Origin of the sequence: Pseudarthrobacter defluvii (assembly GCF_030323865.1) — a bacterium.
GTDB lineage: Bacteria > Actinomycetota > Actinomycetes > Actinomycetales > Micrococcaceae > Arthrobacter > Arthrobacter sedimenti.
In genome coordinates, this window is the sequence record NZ_CP066362.1 from 1,153,120 (window position 1) to 1,172,228 (window position 19,109).

Consider the following 19,109-nt stretch of genomic DNA (forward strand, 5'->3'; position numbering starts at 1 on the left):
GCCGTCGTCGTTGTGCTTGCTTAGTCTTGGTCGGCCGGGCGCGAGCCGGGCTCCGGAAGGCGGATTTCCCGGGGCTTGGCTGCCGCCATCCGTTCCTTGGTCCAGTACTCGAGGACTTCCTCGGCCGACTGGGTCAGGTCCACGTGGCTGACGGAATCGTCGTCATCCGGCTGGGGTTTGCTAGGAGGCTGCTGCATGGGCGTAGGTGGACTCGATGACGGAGCCCCAGTACGGGCCGTACATCACGGGGTTGCGGTTGTAGCCGTAACTGTTGATGGAGTTCTGGACGCCATCGGAGCCGATGCCGATGAACCACGGACCGCCGGAGGAACCGCCGGTCATGTCGCAGGGGATGCCCTGCGTGCCGAACTGCGGGTTGTTGGGGTCGGCAGAGGCCGTGCCGGTGCAGCTATACAGGGTTTCGCCGTTGAACGGCGAGGCGGCAGGGTAGCCGTACGACGTGTAGGTCAGTCCGCGTGCCTCGTTGAAGGCCACGCCGGAGCCGCCGACGACGTCGGTCAGCAGGTGGCCTTTGGCATCCGGGTTCACAACCGCGAAGCCCGTGTCATAGGTCATGTCGCCGTTGCTGACCCACTGGCTGGGCGCGTAAAGGGCCTTGGCGGCCCACTTGCCGTACGGCGCATTGCCGTTCTCGTATGCCGGAACGAACACGAAGTTCGTGGCGTACGCGCCACTCTCGTTCACGCAGTGTCCGGCAGTGGCTACGGTGCTGCCGTTGTCCGAGGAGACGGCGTTTCCGGAGCACACATAGTTGGTGGTGCCCATGGTGAAAAAGACCTTGCCAATGTGCGAGACGGGGTTCTCTCTCTTGGCGATGGTGGGCTTGCCCTTGGTTCCCTTGGTGGTGGCAGGCTTTCCCTTCTCCACGAGGAGGGCGCTGGAACGGTTGCCGCGTTCCAGTGCCTTGCCGGCCAGGGTGTCGCCGGGGACGGCACTCTGCATCCGCTCGGGGGTCCAGTAATCTGCCGAGCCGCCGGCGTCTACGGTGACGCTGGCGACGGACGGGGTTGGCTTTCCGTCGGACGGAGCAGGGGCAGCGGCGGCCCCGCCGGCGGAAGCGAGAGCCAGCACTGCCGCCGCCGAGAGAGTGAGGAGGCCGGAGGCCAGAGACCTGGTGCGTGTCATTGGTGTCCTGTCTGAACGGGGTTGGGCCCGGGATCGGGAAGTGACTCAGCGAATTTATCGTTACCAGTCAAGTTTGTACACAGTAGTGAGATATCAGAAAGCGACTTAGGGCCCTTCCGGCGTCCGTTGAGGGCGGGAAGGAGCGACGGCGGGCGGGGCACCCGGGTGCCCAGCCCGCCGTCGTCCGTTCTCCATCGCTGTAATCCTGCTCTCACCGGGGTAATGCGGGGGCCCCGTTAAGGTTTGAAGGGGCGTCCTCGGGTAAGTTGTACATGGTGAAATAGACCGAATTTTTCACAACCAAGCCGACCCACAGGGAGACGCCCGCGCATGTCCAAGATTATCTACACCCACACCGACGAAGCGCCGATGCTGGCTACCTATTCGTTCCTGCCCATCATCGAGGCATTCGCTTCGACAGCAGGTGTGGAGGTGGAGACCCGCGACATTTCGCTCGCCGGCCGCATCATCGCCGTCTTCGGTGACTACCTGACCCCCGAACAGCAGATCGGTGACGCCCTTGCTGAACTCGGTGAGCTGGCGAAGACGCCGGAAGCCAACATCATCAAGCTGCCCAACATCAGCGCCTCCATCCCGCAGCTGAAGGCCGCCATTGCAGAGCTGCAGGGCCAGGGCTACGCACTGCCGGACTACCCGGACAACCCGTCCTCGGACGAGGAAACCGCCGTCCGCTCGCGCTACGACAAGATCAAGGGCTCCGCCGTGAACCCGGTCCTGCGTGAAGGCAACTCGGACCGCCGCGCGCCGCTGTCCGTCAAGAACTACGCGCGCCAGAACCCGCACTCCATGGGCGCCTGGACCCCGGAGTCCAAGACCAACGTGGCCACCATGGGCCAGGACGACTTCCGTTCCAACGAGAAGTCCGTGGTCATCGAGTCCGAGGGCACCATCTCCATCCAGCTGGTCCGTGAAGACGGCTCCGTCAAGGTCCTGAAGAAGGCCTTCCCGGTCCTGGCCGGCGAGGTCATCGACGGCACCGTGATGCGCGCCGCCGCCCTGGACGAGTTCCTGAAGGCCCAGGTGGCCCGCGCCAAGGAAGAAGGCGTGCTGTTCTCAGCCCACCTGAAGGCCACCATGATGAAGGTCTCGGACCCCATCATCTTCGGCCACGTGGTGAAGGCTTACTTCTCCGAGCTGTTCGACACCTACGGCAAGCAGCTCTCCGCTGCCGGCATCAGCCCCAACAACGGACTTGCCGCGATCCTCAGCAGCCTTGAGGACCTGCCCGCGGAAGTCCGCGAGGGCGTCCAGAACCTGATCAAGAAGGGCCTGGAAGACGGCCCCGCCCTGGCCATGGTGGACTCCGACAAGGGCATCACCACCCTGAACGTCCCCAGCGACGTCATCGTGGACGCCTCCATGCCCGCCATGATCCGCAGCTCCGGCCACATGTGGGGCCCGGACGGCAAGGAAGCCGACACCCTGGCCGTCCTTCCGGACAGCTCCTACGCCGGGATCTACCAGGTGGTTATCGATGACTGCCGCGCCAACGGCGCCTACGATCCCACCACCATGGGCACCGTCCCCAACGTTGGCCTCATGGCGCAGGCTGCCGAGGAATACGGCAGCCACGACAAGACCTTCGAAATCCAGGAAGCCGGCAAGGTGCAGATCGTGGACGGCTCCGGCAACGTCCTGCTCGAACACGAGGTGTCCGAGGGCGACATCTGGCGCGCCTGCCAGACCAAGGACGCCCCCATCCGCGACTGGGTCAAGCTGGCTGTTACCCGCGCCCGCGCCTCCCAGACCCCGGCCGTGTTCTGGCTGGACGAGGACCGGGCGCACGACGCCAACCTCATCACCAAGGTCAACGAGTACCTGAAGGAGCACGACACCGCGGGCCTGGACATCCAGATCATGGCCCCCGTCAAGGCCATCGCCTTCACGCTGGAGCGCATCCGCAAGGGTGAAGACACCATCTCCGTCACCGGCAACGTGCTCCGCGACTACCTCACGGACCTGTTCCCCATCCTGGAACTGGGCACCAGCGCCAAGATGCTCTCGGTTGTTCCGCTGATGAACGGCGGCGGGCTCTTCGAGACCGGCGCCGGCGGCTCCGCCCCCAAGCACGTCCAGCAGCTGCTGAAGGAAAACCACCTCCGCTGGGACAGCCTGGGCGAGTTCCTGGCCCTGGCCGTCAGCTTCGAGCACCTGGCCACCACCACCGGCAACGCCCGCGCCCAGGTGCTGGCCGACACCCTGGACCGCGCCACCGGCACCTTCCTGCTGGAGAACAAGTCCCCGAGCCGCCGCGCCGGCGAGCTGGACAACCGTGGCAGCCACTACTTCCTGGCCCGCTACTGGGCTGAAGAGCTGGCCAAGCAGACGGACGACGCCGACCTGGCCGCCGCGTTCAGCTCGGTCGCCGGCGAGCTTTCCTCCAAGGAGGAAACGATCGTGGGCGAGCTGGCCGAGGTCCAGGGCTCACCCGTGGACATCGGGGGCTACTACCGCCCGGAGGACGCCAAGGCTTCCGCAGTGATGCGTCCTTCCGCCACCCTGAACAAGGTCATCGCCAGCCTGAGCTAGCGGCGGGCTGCTGCGGCAGCCGTGGTTACAGAGAAGCGGGGCTCCGGATAACCTTCCGGAGCCCCGCTTCCTGCTGTTAAGTGTTAGTGCCTTGCTGACCGGCGGGACTAGTTCTTGCCTTTGCCTTTGTCGCTGTTGTTTTTGCCGGCATTTCCGCCGTTGCCGGACGTGTTGCCCGGGCCTGCCGCCGGAGCAGGCGCCGGCTGCGATACGGGTGCCTCCGGTGCGGGGGAGGGGGCTTGCGTTCCCTGGCCGGCGGCGTTGCGGGCATCCTCAGCTGCCTTCGCGGCAGCCGCCTTCTGCGCGGCCACGGCGTCGTTGAGATCCGCCCGGACAGCTGTGGCCACGGTGGTGATGCTGCGCCGCCTCTCCTCGGAAACCTGGCCCTTCGCCTGCGCGGCCGCGAGGTCCGCCTCAAGGCCGGCCAGCGCCTGCAGCGCGGACTCTGGATTGTCCTGGGACGACGCCTGCGTCACTTCCAGCACCCGCGCCTGGAGCTGCGTGGCGGCTTCGCGCTGCAGGCCGTTCCCGGAAGCCGCGCACGCGCTGAGGAGGGCCGCCGCGACCAGGGCCGCCGAGCACGCCAGCAACAGCCGGTTCGGAGATGCCTGCCGCAGGGTCACGGTTCCACGCTCTTTTGAAGTTCCTGGAGATGGTCGCCCAGGACACCGGTCACCGTGGGGTAGGGGACGACGTCGGACGGGCGGGCGGAGATGCTGATCATCACCGCTGCGGCGGCTGCGGTGATCACCAGGATACCGAGTACGACGGCCAGCCAGAGGCGCTGCGTCCGGGACAGCCGCGGCTTTTTGGACGCCTTGGCGGCGGCTGGGCTGGTTGCCGCGGAGCCAGACGGCGAAGCTGATTCCCGGGCCGGGGTCCGCCCAGACGGCAAGGAGGATGACACGGGGGAAATCGCCCTCGTTGCCTCTGCCGCCTCCCGCACCTCGTCCACGGATTCTTCGGCGGTGATGGTGGGCGGGTGGAAGGGCATCGCGGGGAGCACCCGGGTGGTCTCGGGGGCCAGCTCTCCCGGCGTTGACGCGGGGGACACCAGGGCCTGGCGCAGCACCGTCTCAATGTCCGCCGCCGCCGGCCGCTCCAGCGGCTCGATGGCCGTCATGGAACGGATGAGGTCCGCCCATTCGGCAGGGACGTCGTCGGGGATTTCCGGGGCACGGTGAAGCCGGGCAACAGCTGATTCCACGGCACTGCCGGGGTACTCCACCGTGCCCTTGATGCACTCCAGCAGCACCAAGCCCAGGGAATAGATGTCCGTGGCCGACGAGAGGGGCTTGCCCAAAGCCTGTTCCGGGCTGAGGTAGGCGGCGGTACCCACCATGGTGCCCGTGGCCGTAAGCCTGGTGGAATCGACAATCCTGGCGATGCCGAAGTCCGTGAGTTTGGGCCGCAGCGGCTCGCCCGGACGGATCTGGACCAGGAGGATGTTGCCCGGCTTGATGTCACGGTGGATGATGCCCAGGCCGTGCACATAGGCCAGGGCGTCGGCGATCCCGGCGCCGATCACGGAGAGCTCTTCAAGCGGTACCCGGCTGTGCCGGATGCGGCCACGCAGGTCCTGGCCTTCCACGAGCTCCATGGTCAGGAACGGCCGGGGCTCGTCAGGGAGGCGGTCATCGATTCCGGCGTCGAAGAGCGTTACCAGCCCGGGGTGGTTCAGGGTGGCGAGGAGCTGGATCTCCGCTTCCTGCCGCTTCAGCTCGTCGGCATCCGGAGCCTGCGGCGCGAAGAGCTTCAGTGCAACGTCGCGGCCCAAATTTTCGTCCCGGGCACAGTAAACCGAGGACATACCCCCACGGCCTATTACGTCACCCAAACGATAGCGACCGCCGACAACTTCATTCTTGATGGAGCTAGGCGATTCCGCCACCATGACCGTTCCTCCCGGTGCGCTGCGGCACTGTCGTACCTCAAATTATACGGGCGGGAGGGGAGCAGGAGCGATTGACCTTGGCTTTCACGTGCCGACACGCCGACAGCCCGGCGGCGGATTCAAGCGCTTCCGCCGCCGGACCATTGGCTACAAGGACACGTGTGCTGACGACGTGTTTTGTATTGTCTTTTCCTTTCCGGGCTGCTGTCCTCCTTCCGTCAGCCCGCGGAGTGCTGCCGCTTCAAGCGCACGGATGCGGGCGGTTTCTGTGCTGTCTCTAGAGAGCCTTACGACACCTTGCGCTTGCGGAGCATCAGGAGTCCGCCGGCCAGGAGCAGCAGCGCCAGGGGAACCAGCGTTCCGTCCCAGCCCGTGTTGGCGAGGCCGGTGTGGGCAGCGCCGGTGTTGGCAAGGGCAGAGTTGCCGTTAATCGGGGTGTTGCGGGGAACTGCGACAGGGGCAATGGCGCCGCTGACGGCGGTGGAGCCGGCCGGTGCTGCCGGGAAGTTACCGTTGCCGGTGGCGCCGTTCATGCCCGTGGAATCATCGCCGGTGGAGGTGCCGCCATCGCCTGCAGTGTCGTTCGAACCCGGGGTGCTGGTATCGGGATCGGTAGTCCCGGGATCAAGCGTGCCGGTGTCGCCGGTGGTGCCGTCGCCCGGAGTGGTGGTACCGGGATCGGTGGTGCCGGGAGTGCCGGTGTTGGTGTCGCCTCCGAGTCCCAGGCCAATGCCAAGGTCAACTACAGCATCAAGGCCGCCGTTACCCACAGTTCCGGTGCCCGGATCGGCACCAAGGTCTACAGCTGCATCTACTCCGGCTGCCGCGTCACCGCTGCTGATCCCGCCGAGGCCCAGGTTCACGGCCGCATCCACTGTGGCGGCAAGCCCGCTGGTGTCACCGGTGGTTACGCCGCCCAGGCCGAGGTCTACGTTGGCGTCGACGGCGAGGTCGGCGGTGGTGCCGCCCGTGGTTCCGGTGACGGGGTCGGTGATGCCGCCGAGGCCGAGGTTGACGTCTGCTGCGGCTGCCACGTCCGTGGTGCCGCTGGTTGCGGGGTCAGTGGTGATACCGCCGAGGCCGAGGTCTACGTTGGCGTCGACGGCGAGGTCGGCGGTGGTGCCGCCCGTGGTTCCGGTGACGGGGTCGGTGATGCCGCCGAGGCCGAGGTTGACGTCTGCTGCGGCTGCCACGTCCGTGGTGCCGCTGGTTGCGGGGTCAGTGGTGATACCGCCGAGGCCGAGGTCTACGTTGGCGTCGACGGCGAGGTCGGCGGTGGTGCCGCCCGTGGTTCCGGTGACGGGGTCGGTGATGCCGCCGAGGCCGAGGTTGACGTCTGCTGCGGCTGCCACGTCCGTGGTGCCGCTGGTTGCGGGGTCAGCGGTGATACCGCCGAGGCCGAGGTCTACGTTGGCGTCGACGGCGAGGTCGGCGGTGGTGGTGGTTGCGGTGACGGGATCGGTGATCCCGCCCAGACCGAGGTTGACGTCCAGTGCGGCGGCGACACCGGTTGAACTGGCCGTCGTTGGGTCCCCCAGCAGGCCCAACGACGTCGAGTCAGCGGGTGCCGCCGCCGAGATGAGGGCGGAAGCGGACAGGTCCGTCCCGCTGGTGGTGGTGTCCGCGGCGTTGGCCGCAGCGCAGCCGAAGGCCAGAAGGCCGCCGGCGAAGAGGGTGCTAAGCAGCCCCCTGCGAAGGGTGCAGTTCATGATGCTTACTCCTGGAAAGTTGATGTTGTCCGGCGCTGGTCAGCTGCCGGCATAGCCACGTGCTGCCCATGAACGGGCAGGGGGCATCAACTAGTCGGGAGAAGAACCGGGGTCAAAGGACACCGGCGCAGGAGCGTGCTCAGAGGTATCCCCGGCAAGGACAACGCCGGAAAGTTCGAAATCGAAGCCGAAGGGGCTCAGCCACGCCGCGGCACCGGAGGGGCCTCCAGACGACCCACCGCTTCCCGTGCCGGATGCCGGGGCCGCAGGAGCGTTTGCAGGCAGCGGGGCCGGGCCAGCAGAAAGAGGCTCATCCGCAACGGGGTCACCAAGGCGGGACACCTCCGTATGCAGGACGGAGGTTGCAGCGAGGGCAGCAGCTCCCCGGGTTTCCGGGATTACGCCGCCGACGGCTGACGATGGGCCAGCCAAAGCCAGAGCGTCCTGATCCGCTTCGGTGGCCGGCTGGGGGACGTCTTCGGATGCTTCCGCCGCCGCAGGAGCCCCCGCAGGAGCAGGAGTTTCCGCAGCCGTGAGCTCCACCTGGATTGCCTCGATTGGCTGCTGGAGGTCAACTGGCTGTTCGGGAAGCGGGACGGGCAGCGGGGCGCCACCGGTCAGAAGATCGGAAACGGGTTGGAGTACAGGTTCGAGCACAGGAACAGCATCGGCTGCAGGATCTACGACAACCTGCACCACACCCGCTGTCACACCGTCGGCGACTTCAACAAGGGGAGCCGAAACAGTGGCGACCGTTCCCGCAGGAACCACATGGTCCACCACCGGGACGGAGGCGATGAGGTTGTCCGCAAGTCCGGAAACCTGGGTTACCACGGGCTGCAACAGCCCGGAGGTTGCAGCAGGGCCGGCCGGGGAACCCAGAGGAGCCGGGGAAACGGTGTCCGCAAGATCATGGGCCAAGGATGAAACCGAACTGGTGACGCCGCCAAGGAGGGACGAGGAGTCGGGGCCGGTGTCAGCGGAAGCAGCTGTGGAAGAAAGCGTCAGCCAGGTCACTGCGGCGGCTCCGGCAAGAAGCGCCGGGCGCAGGGCACGCCATGGCGAACTCGTATGAGCCATGCGTACCACCCCCCAGTGACCGGTGCAATCGATGCCCCTAAATACTAAGACTGCTTATTGGCGGAAGTCCAGAGAAAGCCTAAAGGGACTTTACAAATGGAGGGCACACGCTCGAAAGGCGTCAAACGCCAAGACAACCCCTCACGTAGCTGACACGGACTCCGCAAGCTGCAACACCGACGTCGTACGTCCTTTTCTGAAGCTCTCTAATGCCTGTCATTGGGGTAGGTGACTCCAAGCTGGGCGCGCACACCGTCGAAAAGGCGCATGGTGTTCAGCGTGTCCTCAAGCGGCATTACCGGGCTCTCGGTCAATCCCTGCTGGACGCACCTCATCACCTCGCGCAGCTCGTAGGCGTACCCCTTGCCCACAACGTCGAAGGTTTCCGTCCGGCGGTCCTCCCAGCCCTTGGCGATGAGGAGCTCGCCCGGATTGTTGATGGAGCCCACGCTCTGCAGGAAGCCAAGGCTTCCCGCCACGGTAGCCGTGCGCGGGCCGTGGGCCAGGAGCGAGGAGGTGAGCTGGACCTGGGCGGCGTGGTCGTAGCCGAGCGTCATGACGTTCTGCGCGTCCACGCCGTCGTCATTGACCACACCCGTGGCGCTGACGGTTTGCGGGAAGCCGAGCGTGCCGAGCGCCCACAAGAGCGGGTACACGGACAGATCCAGCAGGGCCCCGCCGCCGTCCTTGCGGGCCCACAGCCTGGCAGTGGGGGAGTACGGTGGCGGAAAGCCAAGGTCTGCCGAAACCCAGTGAATGTCGCCCAGTTCTCCGGAGGCTGCGATCTCGAAAGCCCGTTGCATGGAAGGCAGGAACCGGCTCCAGACCGCCTCCATCAGGAAAAGCTTCCGGCTGCGCGCAACGTCGATAAGCTCGGCTGCCTCCCGCGCATTGATGGTGAAGGCCTTCTCGCAGAGTACGTGCTTGCCGGCGTTGAGGGCGGCCAGGACAATCTCATGGTGCTGTGCGTGCGGCGTGGCAACGTATACAACATCCACGGCGTCATCAGCCAGCAGCCGCTGGTAGCCGGGCACACCGCCGTCGTCCCCGTACGCCTTGGCGAAGTCGTAAGCCACGGCGAATGCATCGGCGGTGTCCTGGGTCCTGGAACTGACCGCATACAGCTCGGCGTCTTCCAGCAGCGCCAGATCCTGTGAGACGGCGCGGGCAATGCTGCCGGTTGCAACGATTCCCCAGCGCAAGGGAGTCCCGGTTGCGGCGCGGGGATCCTGGTCGGGCTGGCTGGACAGCCATGGCGTGGCGATGGGAGCAGTCATAGCTGCCATCCTGTCACAGGGGTGCGGAAGGAACGGGGAATTTCCGGCCGCGCGGAGAAGGAAACGACGAGGGGCCAAAGATGGAAGCGACTGCCCCACCTTTGGCCCCTTTTGCGCGCGTCAGGCGGTGGCAGCCACCGCCTGGTCCCGCACCGGTTCTTCCGTCAGCTTGCCCTGCTGCAGCCGGAAGCGGCGGTCGGTCTTGTTCGCAAGGACCCTGTCGTGGGTGACCACCAGGATGGTGGTGTTGTGGTCGCGGCTCAGTGAGCTGAGGAGTTCGATGATGTGGTCCCCGGTTTGCTCGTCAAGGTTGCCCGTGGGCTCGTCGGCGAGGATCAGCTTGGGCTCGTTGGCCAGTGCCCTGGCGATGGCGACGCGTTGCTGCTCGCCGCCCGAGAGCCTGTTGATGCGCCGTTCGTGCTTGGACGGATCCAGCTGGACCTGTTCCAGCAGTTCCTGGGCGCGCTGCAGCCTGGCACCTTTCCGGACCCCTGCAAACTCCATGGGGAGCATGACGTTGTCCACGGCGGACAGGTTGGGGATCAGGTTGAACTGCTGGAACACGAAGCCGATGTCCCGGCGGCGGTACTCGGTCAGCTTGCTGTCCGGCAGGCTGGCCAGGCTGACGCCGTTGACGACGACGTCTCCGCTGGTGGGCTTGTCCAGCGCACCCAGGAGGGACAACAGGGTGCTTTTGCCGCTGCCGCTCTTGCCTACGATCGAGGCGAGGGTGCCCTGCTCGAGGACGAAGCTGACATCGTTGACCGGTTTGATGGTGCGGTCGCCGGAGTTGAAGGTGCGGACCAGGTTCTTGACTTCAATCATGGCTATTCTCCTCGCAGGACTTCGATGGGACGGATGCGCGCTGTCAGCAGCGCGGGAACCAGGGCGCCGATGATCGCGACGCCAAACACGGCCGCGATACCGCCGACGATGACACCGGGGGACGCACTTGCGGTCACGGAGTTCAGCAGCTGGGAAGCGCCGCCCAAGGGTCCACCCTGGCCACCGCGGAAGCCCCCTGCACCGGCTGCCCCGCCCGGGAAACCGCGGCCCGCGGTGGCAGAAGCCGTGGTGCTGTTGCTGCTGATCAGGGCGGAGGCAATGCCGCCGCTGGCAAACGATGCGATGGCTGCGCCGACTGCACTGCCCAGGGCCGCCAGGACGAGTGCTTCGAGGACGAACTGCAGCCCGATGGTCCGGTTGGGCGCCCCGATGGCCTTCAGCACGCCGATTTCGCGGCGGCGCTCGCGGACCAGCATCACCATGATGAGCAGGATGATCAGGCCGGCCGTACCCAGCGCGGCGATGAAGGCGATGAAGGAGATGTTCTTGACGCTGTCCAGGGAACTGACGGCGGTCTGCAGGTTCTGGCCCTGGCTGACATCGGCCTTGTCGGTGCCCAGGGCGGCCTGCAGCGCCGTCTTGGTGGAGGCGACGTTGTCCATGGAGTTGACGGTGACGATCATGCTGGACAGTTCACCGGGCGTTCCGGCGAGGGTCTGGGCGGTGGGAAGGGTGACGTACACGGCGTTATTGCCAAAGGCGGTGCCGGCGTCGAACAGACCGGAAACCGTGTAGGTCTGGTCGTTGATGGTGAAGGTGGACCCGATGGTGAGGTTGTTCTTCTCCGCGAGCGTGGTGCCCAGCAGCGCCCCGGTGGATGCTGCCGTGTAGTCACCAAGACCCGAGCCCTGGGTGATGTTCAGTGCCTTGCCCGTGGTGTCCACCTCGGCTCCGATGCCGGTGGCGGTGATCGGCAGTGCCCTGGGCTGCTGGGCGGTCCCGGTGGAACCCGTGGTCCCGTTGGCCTGCTGGTTGCGGTTGCCCAGAGTGCCGGCATCCACTGCGGCTGTAAGGCTGGTGGTCAGGGTGGCTGCGGCCTGGCCGCCGGGGGCAGCCTGTCCTCCGGAACGGGCCTGGCCGGTTTGTCCTGCCTGGCTGGACGCCTGCGCTGCCGCCGCTGCTGCATTCCGCAGGCGCAGTGAGGAGGTTCCGACGACGGCGCTGACGTTGGGAACGCCCGCGGCGGTGGTTGCCTGGCCGGTGGTGAGCGGTTCACCGCCGCCTTCGAAGCCTTGCCCGCCGGCGGGGTTGACGGTCAGGACGGTGCCGACGGAGGCATTGAGCTCCTGGACTTTGGCGCCGACCGCCTGGTTGGCCACCAGCATGGCCAGGGCCAGTCCGATGGCGACGGCCAGCACCGCAACAACGGCTGCGGTGCGGACCTTGTTTCTGAAGGCATTGCCTACGCTTCGGGCAAGGACGCTCACGTTACTCCTACGACTCAGTGGCCGGCGCGGAGGGCCGGCTTCGCATCAACCTTCGCCGGGCATCCTGTGCAGGTGTCCGGCCGAAGCTGTGTTTGGGCTGTGAAGGGCTCTTGACAGGTTTGTCATGGGAACGTAGAAATTAAGGGCCGCATCAGAAAGCGGTTTCTCAGAAGCGACACTTTCAACCCGACGCAGCACATACCAAGGCATGTGATCTGTTTGGCATGCCGGAAATCAGGCCAATGAAGTCCGAAGTGAAGTCTCCAATCTCAACGCCTTTAAACAGTCGACTCCGCAGGGCTGGCGTAGTCGCAGCCTCCGTGGCCACTGCTCTCGCCGCCGGGCTTGTCTTGGCGGCTCCTGCCCCGGCCAGCCCTGCCCCGACGGGAGGTGGAGTCATCAAAGCCGACGATCCGGCACCTACCGGCTGGGCCGCCGTCGGACGTGGGACAGACGGCGGCGCCGGCGCACCTGCCGGAAGCCGCTACGAAGTAGGCACGCTCAGTGAGCTGAAAGCGGTTTTGGCCAATAGCGGCCAGCCCACTGCACCCAAGGTCATCTACGTCAAGGGAACCATCGACGGAAACCAAGCACTGGACGGACGCATCCTTGGCGAGCAGGACTACGCAGCAGGCTACGACATTGCCAAGTACATCTCCTGTTTCGGTCCGGACGGCAAGGTGTGGAGCGACCAGACCTTTGACTACTGCAAGAAGCAGCGGCAGTTGCGGCAGACCGGAAGCAACAACATGAAGCGACAGATCGAGGTCAGCATCCCCAGCAACACCACCGTGATCGGGCTGGGAGCGGACTCAGGCTTCGTGGGCGCCAATATCGTGATCCTAAGCGCCACGAACGTCGTGCTCCGGAACCTGAGTGTTGAGGCTCCGGTCGACTACTTCACGACCTGGTCACCCGACGACGGAAACGGTGCTTGGAACGCGCGGTTCGATGCTGTTTCCTCTGTGACGTCCGACCATCTCTGGATCGACCACGTGCGTCTGACCGATGGCCGCTTTCCGGACAATGAGGCGCCGCTCGGCCCCAACGGCAAGCCTGCCAACCGCCACGACGGTCTGTTGGACCTCAAGGACGGCACGGATTTCGTGACGATTTCCAACAGCAGGCTTTCCAACCATGACAAGACCATGCTGCTTGGTTCCGGCGACGAACACGTGGACAAGGATGGCGGCAAGCTGCGGGTCAGCTACATCGGCAACTACTTCGAAAACCTGCAGCAACGTGCGCCCCGCGTCCGGTTCGGCCAGGTGCACGTGGTCAACAACTACTTCACGGGGAGCACCGACGATCCCCACTACCCGCTCACCAGCGAAGCCCAGGGCGGGAGCAGCTACTTCCTGGGAGCCGGCTACGAGTCCCGGATCTTCTCCGAACGCAATGCCTTCGAATTGACCGGGCCCGGCGCCGACCCGTCGATCATGGTCAGCAGTTACAACGGCCATCGCTTCAGCGACACGGGCTCCTGGTTCAACGGCAAGCGGGCGGATCTCGATGCGATCGCCCGGGCCTCCTTCGAGCAGCACCGGGAAACGGCGCTAGCCGAAGCCGAGGCCAGCGGCGTACCCGCTCCCGACTGGACGGGCTGGGAATTCACTACGGACGTGGGCTGGAACCCGGCGGATGTCTACGACTACAAAGCGTTCACCACCCCGCAGGCGGTCAAGAACCATGCCTTGCAGTTCACCGGGCCGGGAGTCATGACCGTTAAGCAGTAACAGGAGCGCGAACGCCCGTTTAAAGGGAACAGCCCGGTCCCCATGAGGGGACCGGGCTGTTCCTGTATGGAAGGTGTTACTTGGTGATCGGGCCGAGTACGGGATCGTCCGTGTAGGCCGTCTTGACGTTGGCGGCGGTCACGATGACCGGCTCCAGCAGGTAGGCGGGAACCACCTTGTTGCCGTTGTTGTAGGACTTGTCGTCGTTGACCTCAGGCTTCTTGCCGGCCTGCAGGTCCTTCACCATGGTGATGGCGTGCTCAACGAGCTTGCGGGTGTCCTTGTTGATGGTGGAGTACTGCTCGCCGGCGAGGATGGACTTGACCGACTCAACCTCGGAGTCCTGGCCGGTGACCACCGGGATCGGCTTGCCTGCGGCTTTGACCGAGGTCAGGATCGCGCGGGCCAGGGTGTCGTTGGGGGACAGGACGCCGTCAACGTTCGCGCTGGTGTAGCTGCCGCTGAGCAGGGTGTCCATGCGGCGCTGGGCGTTCTCTGCCTTCCAGCCCTGGGTCACGGCCTGCTCGAAGCTGGTCTGTCCGGAGACAACCTTGAGGGTGCCGTCGTCGATCTTGGGCTTCAGGACGCTCATGGCGCCGTTGAAGAACACCTTGGCGTTGGCATCGTCAGGGGAACCGGCGAACAGTTCGACGTTGTACGGGCCGTTCGGCTTCTTGGCCTTCATTCCGTCCAGCAGCGCCTGGCCCTGGAGCACACCAACCTTGAAGTTGTCGTAGGCCACGTAGTAGTCCACATTGTCGGTGTTCAGCAGGAGGCGGTCGTAGGCGATAACGGTGGCGCCGGCGTCCTTGGCCTGCTTGAGCTGGGTGCCAAGCTGGGAGCCGTCGATGGCACCCACGATGATGACCTTGGCACCCTTGGTGACCATGGCGCTGATCTGGTTCTGCTGCTCCGAAACGCCGCCGTTGGCGAACTGGACGTCAGCCTTGAACCCGGCGCCATTGAGGCCGTCATTGAAGAGCTTCTCGGCCAGGACCCAGTTTTCACTGGTCTTCTGCGGAAGGGCGACGCCGATGGAGGAGTTCTGGTCGAATCCGCCAGCGCCTCCGCTGGCTCCGCCCGACGAGCCGCTGTCATTGCGGCCACAGCCCGTCAGCGCCAGTGCTGCGATGGCAGCAACTGCTGCGGCCTTTCCTGCTTTACCAAACATTCGCATTGTTGGTTCTCTTTCTTTGTGTGATGGAACGGTATTCAGGCTGCAAACTTCAGGCTTCCCTGGCGATCGCTTCCTTGGTGGAGGTGGTTTCGTCGGGCTGGATGGGGTTGCTGGGCCCGGAAGTGGGGCGGTTCATGTTCCTGGTCAGCATGCCAATGATGGAGCGCTTGCCCTGGGACTTGTTGTAGACGTCGAAGGCGACGGCGATCAGGAGCACCAGGCCCTTGATGATCTGGGTGAGGTCGGCGCCGACGCCGAGGAGCTGCAGGCCGTTGTTGAGCACTGCCATGACCAGGCCACCGATGATGGAGCCGACCACGGTGCCAACACCGCCGGTGACTGCGGCGCCGCCGATGAAGACTGCCGCGATGGCGTCCAGTTCCCAGCCGACGCCGTCGAACGGGCCCGATGCGGTGGAGCGGCCCACGAAGATCATGCCGGCCAGGCCGGCCAGGATGGACATGTTCATCATGACCAGGAAGTTGACCTTCTTGGACTGGACACCGGAGAGTTCGGCCGCGTGGCGGTTGCCACCGACGGCGTAGACGTGCCGGCCCAGGATGGTGCGGGAGGAGATGAAGCCGTATATGAGCACCAGGACGGCCAGGATGAGGCCGGGGATGGGGAAGGAGGTGCCGGGCCGGCCGGTGGCAAACAGGTACGTGGCGTAGAGGATGGCAGCGCAGACCAGGACCAGCTTCAGCACGGTCACCCACATCTCGGGAACTTCGGCGCCCAAAGCCTTGGCGCGGGCCCGGGAGCGCAGTTCGCCCACCACGACGAAGGCTACGACGGCGATGCCCAGCAGCAGGGTCAGGTTGTTGTAGCCGGTGTTCGGTCCCACCTCGGGGAGGTAGCCGGAGCCGATGAACTGGAAGTCATTTGGTACGGGGATGGTGTTGGACTTGCCCACGAACTGGTTGAAGCCACGGAAGAGGAGCATGCCGGCCAGGGTGACGATGAAGGCGGGGATGCCGACATACGCCGTCCACCAGCCTTGCCAGGCACCGATGATGGCGCCGAGGACCAGGCCCAGCAGGATTCCGGCCCACCAGGGGATGCCCCAGTCGCGGATGGCCAGGGCTACGGTGACCCCGACGAATGCCGCAACCGAACCGACGGAGAGGTCGATGTGGCCTGCGATGATCACCAGGACCATGCCGATGGCCAGGATCAGGATGTAGGAGTTGCCGTTGAAGAGGTTGATGACGTTGCCGGGGGTCAGGGTCCGGCCTTCGGTGGCGAACTGGAAGAAGATGATCAGGGCCACGAGGGCGAAGATCATGCCGAATTGGCGGGTGTTTCCGCCAAACAGCTTTTTGAGGGCGTTCATGGTGTCAGTCCTTGTGTCCGGAAGGTTCTGGATGGGCCAGAGGGTCAGGCGGCTTTTCGGGTGGCGGAGGTCATCAGCTTCATCAGGCTTTCCTGGCTGGCCTCTTCTTTGGTCAGGACACCGGTGATGGCGCCTTCGAAGATGGTGTAGATGCGGTCGGACAGGCCCAGGAGTTCAGGCAGTTCGGAGGAGATCACGATGACTCCCTTGCCCTGGTTGGCCAGCTGCTGGATGATCCCGTAGATCTCGTACTTGGCTCCGACGTCAATGCCGCGGGTGGGTTCGTCGAGGATCAGCAGGTCCGGGTCGGTGAACATCCACTTGGCCAAAACCACCTTCTGCTGGTTGCCGCCGGACAGCTTGGCCACGCCTTCCTCGACGGACGGCGTCTTGGTGCGCAGCGACTTGCGGTACTGCTCGGCCACGGTGAATTCCTGGTTTGGGTCCACTACCGAGTTGTGGCTGATCTTCTTTAGGGCGGCTGACACGGTGGTGGTCTTGATGTCATCAAGGAGGTTCAGGCCCAGCGACTTGCGGTCCTCTGTGACGTATCCCAGCCCGGCGTCGATGGCCTGGCGGACGTTCTTGAGGACGATCTCCTTGCCGTCCTTATAAATGTGGCCGTCGATGAAGCGTCCGTAGGAGCGGCCGAAGACGGAGCGGGCCAGCTCGGTGCGGCCGGCACCCATGAGGCCTGCGAAGCCCACGATCTCCCCGCGGCGGACGTAGAAGCTGGAGTTTTTGCAGACCAGCCGGTCCTGGACGGCGGGGTGGCCAACTGTCCAGTTCTTGACCTCGAAGAAGACTTCCCCGATCTTGGGGGTGTGGTCCGGGAAGCGGGATTCCAGCGTGCGGCCCACCATGCCCTTGATGATGCGGTCCTCGTCTACGCCGTCCTTCTTCACATCCAGCGTTTCGATCGACTTGCCGTCACGGATGATGGTGATGGAATCGGCGATCTGCTCAATTTCGTTGAGCTTGTGCGAAATGATGATCGAGGTGATGCCTTTGGCCTTGAGCCCGAGGATGAGGTCCAGCAGGTGCTGGGAATCGGATTCGTTCAGCGCGGCCGTGGGCTCGTCGAGGATGAGGATCTTCACGGACTTGTTCAACGCCTTGGCAATTTCCACCAGTTGCTGCTTGCCGACGCCGATTTCCTTGATGGGGGTGTCAGGGTCTTCCCGCAGGCCGACGCGGGCCAGGAGGTCCAGGGACCGCAGGCGGGCCTCGGCCCAGTTGATGACGCCCCGCTTGGTGGGTTCGTTGCCCAGGAAGATGTTTTCCATGATGGACAACTCGGGGATGAGCGCCAGTTCCTGGTGGATGATCACGATGCCGGCGTGCTCGCTGGCACGGATGTCCCGGAACTGCTGGACCTGCCCCTGGTAGACGATGTCGCCGTCGTAGCTCCCGTAGGGGTACACACCGGAAAGGACCTTCATGAGGGTGGACTTGCCGGCCCCGTTTTCGCCGCAGATGGCGTGGACCTCGCCAGCCTTCACGCTGAGGTTCACGTTCGACAAGGCTTTAACGCCGGGGAATTCCTTGGTGATGGACCGCATCTCAAGGATGATCGGGTCCGCGTGCGTGGTCTGGGACGTCATGAGCCCTAACCCTCCAATGCAATGACTTCTTTGTCCGGCCGGCAAAGCGCAGGGCCGTCTGAACCAAAAGTAAACTGGATCACAGCTATTGTCGTCAAGTCTTTAACGCAATTGCCAGATAACGAAACGGTCTAGGACTTCCGGATCCCGGCATGCTGGAAGACTAAAGCTGCCGCACCGAGTGCCTCCGCGCGGTCGCCGAGCGAGGACATGGTGAGGGTGGTGGTTTCGCCGATCACGGGCACCGCATGCCGGATCAGGCCCCTCCGAATAGGGTCCAGCAGGAGGTCTCCGAGGCCGGCCAGCGGGCCGCCCACCACGATGACTTCGGGGTTGATCAGGTTGGCCACATTGCCCAGCGCGCGGCCCACCGCAAGCCCTGCATCGTCCACCACGCGGAGGGTGGCGGAGTCCCGGTTCAGGGCCTTGCGGACAATGTCCGCGGGCGTCAGCGGAGGGTCATCACCGCGGCTGAGGAGTTCGATCATGGTGGTGGTGGAAGCGATGGTTTCCAGGCAGCCGCGGTTGCCGCAGCGGCACACCAGGCCCTGTTCATGGATGGTGGCATGTCCGATTTCGCCAGTGATTCCCACGTTGCCGTAATAGGGTGCGCCGTTGAGGATCAGGCCGGCGCCGATGCCCGATCCGATCTTCAGGAACAGCAGGTTGCTGACCCCGGAGTGCTGCCCCCAGGTCACCTCCGACCACGCACCCAAATTGGCATCGTTGTCAACAAACACAGGGATTCTCAAGGTTTCCTCAAGATGTTGCAGGATATTGATGCCCACCCATTCCGGAAGGATGGCCCCCTGCGCCACGGTCCCGGTCCGCCGGTCTATAGGGCCGGGAATTCCGACGCCGGCGCCCACCACGGAGGACCGGTCCACGCCGCTTTCGCGCAGGAGTTTCTCCAGCAGGGCCACCGCCGCTTGGATGCCGTCATCCGCCTGGTGGCCCAGCGGGAGCATCACCGATTCCTCGGCGATGACGTGGTAGCTGAGGGAGGCCAGTACCACCCTTAGGTGGCGGCGGCCGAAGTCGATGCCGACGGCGACGGCGCCGTTGCTGTTGAGCCGCACGTTCAGTGCCCGCCGGCCCGAACTGGTGATGGGTTCGGTGGACGCCAGGCCGGAGTCGAGCATGATTTTGACAATGTTCGAGACGGTGGCGGTGGACAGCCCCGTTTGCCGGGCGAGCTCCGCCTGCGTGGAGGGGCCGCCCATCAAAGTCTCGATGATCCGCTGCTGGTTCAGCTGCCGCAGCGCGGACTGGGACCCGGGATTCTTGGGCTTGCTCTTCGTTGAGCGCGGGGGTGCGGACATGCTAAGAA

Annotated in this window: 15 protein-coding genes; 2 read left to right on the top strand and 13 right to left on the bottom strand. The window is 65.0% G+C overall.

All coding sequences use genetic code 11. The annotated features are described in order from the left end of the window. Positions 1-20: 20 nt before the first annotated feature. Both JCQ34_RS05415 and JCQ34_RS05420 read right to left on the bottom strand, forming a co-directional pair. Positions 21-197 carry a hypothetical protein gene (locus JCQ34_RS05415; RefSeq protein WP_286402703.1) on the bottom strand — a complete coding sequence of 59 codons (177 nt, stop codon included), beginning with the start codon at positions 195-197 and terminating at the stop codon, positions 21-23. After that, positions 181-1,146, bottom strand: coding sequence for a trypsin-like serine peptidase (locus JCQ34_RS05420; protein WP_286402705.1), 966 nt, complete (start codon positions 1,144-1,146; stop codon positions 181-183). The genes JCQ34_RS05415 and JCQ34_RS05420 overlap by 17 nt, the downstream gene beginning before the upstream one ends. A gap of 330 nt (positions 1,147-1,476) precedes the next feature. Between JCQ34_RS05420 and JCQ34_RS05425 the strand changes: the two genes are divergently transcribed. Continuing rightward, entirely contained in the window at positions 1,477-3,696 is a 2,220-nt protein-coding gene (locus JCQ34_RS05425) for an NADP-dependent isocitrate dehydrogenase (RefSeq protein WP_286402707.1), read from the top strand. A gap of 107 nt (positions 3,697-3,803) precedes the next feature. Here the strand turns inward: JCQ34_RS05425 and JCQ34_RS05430 are convergent, their stop codons facing one another. From JCQ34_RS05430 to JCQ34_RS05460, 7 genes are all read right to left on the bottom strand, one after another. Continuing rightward, positions 3,804-4,319: a hypothetical protein gene (locus tag JCQ34_RS05430; RefSeq protein WP_286402708.1), complete on the bottom strand. Its 516-nt coding sequence runs from the start codon at positions 4,317-4,319 to the stop codon at positions 3,804-3,806. Further along, positions 4,316-5,590, bottom strand: coding sequence for a serine/threonine-protein kinase (locus tag JCQ34_RS05435; RefSeq protein WP_286402711.1), 1,275 nt, complete (start codon positions 5,588-5,590; stop codon positions 4,316-4,318). Before JCQ34_RS05435 ends, JCQ34_RS05430 begins: the two co-directional genes overlap by 4 nt. Positions 5,591-5,877: 287 nt before the next feature. After that, entirely contained in the window at positions 5,878-7,299 is a 1,422-nt protein-coding gene (locus JCQ34_RS05440) for a hypothetical protein (protein WP_286402712.1), read from the bottom strand. 90 nt (positions 7,300-7,389) lie between these two features. Next, a complete protein-coding gene (locus tag JCQ34_RS05445) occupies positions 7,390-8,379 on the bottom strand; it encodes a hypothetical protein (protein ID WP_286402713.1) in 990 nt (329 codons plus the stop codon). Positions 8,380-8,585: 206 nt separating this feature from the next. Then, positions 8,586-9,656 (bottom strand): Gfo/Idh/MocA family protein, encoded by a 1,071-nt coding sequence (locus JCQ34_RS05450; protein ID WP_286402715.1) that lies wholly within the window; start codon positions 9,654-9,656, stop codon positions 8,586-8,588. A 120-nt stretch (positions 9,657-9,776) separates the two neighbouring features. Further along, positions 9,777-10,481 (bottom strand): ABC transporter ATP-binding protein, encoded by a 705-nt coding sequence (locus JCQ34_RS05455; protein WP_286402716.1) that lies wholly within the window; start codon positions 10,479-10,481, stop codon positions 9,777-9,779. A gap of 2 nt (positions 10,482-10,483) precedes the next feature. Beyond that, complete coding sequence (locus tag JCQ34_RS05460; RefSeq protein ID WP_286402718.1) at positions 10,484-11,929, bottom strand: ABC transporter permease; 1,446 nt, start codon at positions 11,927-11,929, stop codon at positions 10,484-10,486. Positions 11,930-12,249: 320 nt separating this feature from the next. Here JCQ34_RS05460 and JCQ34_RS05465 point away from each other — a divergent pair, with 320 nt between their 5' ends. After that, positions 12,250-13,665: a pectate lyase family protein gene (locus JCQ34_RS05465; protein WP_286402720.1), complete on the top strand. Its 1,416-nt coding sequence runs from the start codon at positions 12,250-12,252 to the stop codon at positions 13,663-13,665. Between the two features lie 76 nt (positions 13,666-13,741). On the opposite strand, the gene JCQ34_RS05470 is transcribed toward JCQ34_RS05465, so the two are convergent. The 4 genes from JCQ34_RS05470 to JCQ34_RS05485 all read right to left on the bottom strand — a co-directional run bounded on the left by JCQ34_RS05470 (position 13,742) and on the right by JCQ34_RS05485 (position 19,101). Beyond that, a complete protein-coding gene (locus JCQ34_RS05470) occupies positions 13,742-14,842 on the bottom strand; it encodes a substrate-binding domain-containing protein (protein ID WP_286402722.1) in 1,101 nt (366 codons plus the stop codon). A gap of 49 nt (positions 14,843-14,891) precedes the next feature. After that, the gene (mmsB, locus tag JCQ34_RS05475; protein ID WP_142130731.1) at positions 14,892-16,175 is read right to left on the bottom strand and encodes a multiple monosaccharide ABC transporter permease; all 1,284 of its coding nucleotides are present in this window, start codon (positions 16,173-16,175) and stop codon (positions 14,892-14,894) included. 44 nt (positions 16,176-16,219) lie between these two features. Then, the gene (gene mmsA / locus JCQ34_RS05480) at positions 16,220-17,779 is read right to left on the bottom strand and encodes a multiple monosaccharide ABC transporter ATP-binding protein (RefSeq protein ID WP_286402724.1); all 1,560 of its coding nucleotides are present in this window, start codon (positions 17,777-17,779) and stop codon (positions 16,220-16,222) included. Between the two features lie 131 nt (positions 17,780-17,910). Further along, positions 17,911-19,101, bottom strand: a complete 1,191-nt coding sequence (locus JCQ34_RS05485; protein WP_142130729.1) for an ROK family transcriptional regulator — start codon at positions 19,099-19,101, stop codon at positions 17,911-17,913. Positions 19,102-19,109 lie beyond the last annotated feature (8 nt).

Coding starts and splice junctions, on each gene's coding strand:
- JCQ34_RS05415 (WP_286402703.1), bottom strand. CDS start 197: ATGCAGCAGCCTCCTAGCAAACCCCAGCCGGATGACGACGATTCCGTC.
- JCQ34_RS05435 (WP_286402711.1), bottom strand. CDS start 5,590: ATGGTGGCGGAATCGCCTAGCTCCATCAAGAATGAAGTTGTCGGCGGT.
- JCQ34_RS05485 (WP_142130729.1), bottom strand. CDS start 19,101: ATGTCCGCACCCCCGCGCTCAACGAAGAGCAAGCCCAAGAATCCCGGG.
- JCQ34_RS05440 (WP_286402712.1), bottom strand. CDS start 7,299: ATGAACTGCACCCTTCGCAGGGGGCTGCTTAGCACCCTCTTCGCCGGC.
- mmsA (WP_286402724.1), bottom strand. CDS start 17,779: ATGACGTCCCAGACCACGCACGCGGACCCGATCATCCTTGAGATGCGG.
- mmsB (WP_142130731.1), bottom strand. CDS start 16,175: ATGAACGCCCTCAAAAAGCTGTTTGGCGGAAACACCCGCCAATTCGGC.
- JCQ34_RS05450 (WP_286402715.1), bottom strand. CDS start 9,656: ATGACTGCTCCCATCGCCACGCCATGGCTGTCCAGCCAGCCCGACCAG.
- JCQ34_RS05445 (WP_286402713.1), bottom strand. CDS start 8,379: ATGGCTCATACGAGTTCGCCATGGCGTGCCCTGCGCCCGGCGCTTCTT.
- JCQ34_RS05425 (WP_286402707.1), top strand. CDS start 1,477: ATGTCCAAGATTATCTACACCCACACCGACGAAGCGCCGATGCTGGCT.
- JCQ34_RS05470 (WP_286402722.1), bottom strand. CDS start 14,842: ATGCGAATGTTTGGTAAAGCAGGAAAGGCCGCAGCAGTTGCTGCCATC.
- JCQ34_RS05420 (WP_286402705.1), bottom strand. CDS start 1,146: ATGACACGCACCAGGTCTCTGGCCTCCGGCCTCCTCACTCTCTCGGCG.
- JCQ34_RS05455 (WP_286402716.1), bottom strand. CDS start 10,481: ATGATTGAAGTCAAGAACCTGGTCCGCACCTTCAACTCCGGCGACCGC.